The organism is Planktothrix paucivesiculata PCC 9631, from assembly GCF_900009265.2.
GTDB classification, from domain to species: Bacteria; Cyanobacteriota; Cyanobacteriia; order Cyanobacteriales; family Microcoleaceae; genus Planktothrix; species Planktothrix paucivesiculata.
Genome location: NZ_LR735018.1, coordinates 564645 through 565837 on the forward strand (window position 1 = coordinate 564645; position 1193 = coordinate 565837).

The window sequence follows — 1193 nt, forward strand, 5'->3', positions numbered from 1 at the left end:
CTAATTATTCCCCTCTCCAAAAACAATCAGATTCTACCGTTGACAACATTCCCAAAACCGAATCCACATCAACAATTAACCCCACAGATATTATTAACCCAGAAATTTCTAATTATTCCCCTCTCCAAAAACAACCGAATTCTACAATTAATCCCACAGATATTATTAACCCAGAAATTCCTAATTATACCCCCCTCCAAAAACAACCGGATTCTACAATTAATCCCACAGATATTATTACACCAGAAATTCCTAATTATTCCCCTCTCCAAAAACAACCGGATTCCACAATTAATCCCACGGAAAGTAGTGATTCTACAGATATTGTTAACCCGGAAATTTCTAATTATACCCCTCTCCAAAAACAATCGGATTCCACAATTAATCCCCCAGACAGTAGTGATTCCACAAATATTGCTAACCCAGAAATTCCTAATTATTCCCCTCTCCAAAAACAATCGGATTCCACAATTAATCCCACAAATATTGTTACACCAGAAATTTCTAATTATACCCCCCTCCAAAAACAATCAGATTCCACAATTAATTCCACAGAAAGTAGTGATTCCATGGATATTGCTACACCAGAAATTTCTAATTATACCCCCCTCCAAAAACAATCGGATTCCACAATTAATCCCCCAGACAGTAGTGATTCCACAAATATTGCTACACCGAAAATTTCTAATTATACCCCTCTCCAAAAACAATCGGATTCCACAATTAATCCCACAGATATTATTACACCAGAAATTCCTAATTATTCCCCTCTCCAAAAACAACCGGATTCCACAATTAATCCCACGGAAAGTAGTGATTCTACAGATATTGTTAACCCAGAAATTTCTAATTATACCCCTCTCCAAAAACAATCGGATTCCACAATTAATCCCACGGAAAGTAGTGATTCCACGGATATTGCTATTGCTACACCGGAAATTTCTAATTATTCCCCCCTCCAAAAACAATCAGATTCCACAATTAATCCCACGGAAAGTAGTGATTCCACGGATATTGCTATTGCTACACCGGAAATTTCCAATTATTCCCCCCTCCAAAAACAATCGGATTCCACAAATATTGCTACACCAGAAGTTTCTAATTATTCCTCCCTCCAAAAACAACCAGATTCCACAATTAATCCCCCAGACAGTAGTAATTCCACAAATATTGTTACACCAGAAATTCCTAAT

1 protein-coding gene is annotated in these 1193 nt (G+C 37.0%); it reads left to right on the forward strand.

Annotation, left to right across the window (positions count from 1 at the left end; all coding sequences use genetic code 11):
- A partial coding sequence (locus PL9631_RS26215) for a hypothetical protein (protein WP_197046393.1) occupies positions 1 to 1193 on the forward strand: 1193 nt, incomplete at both ends.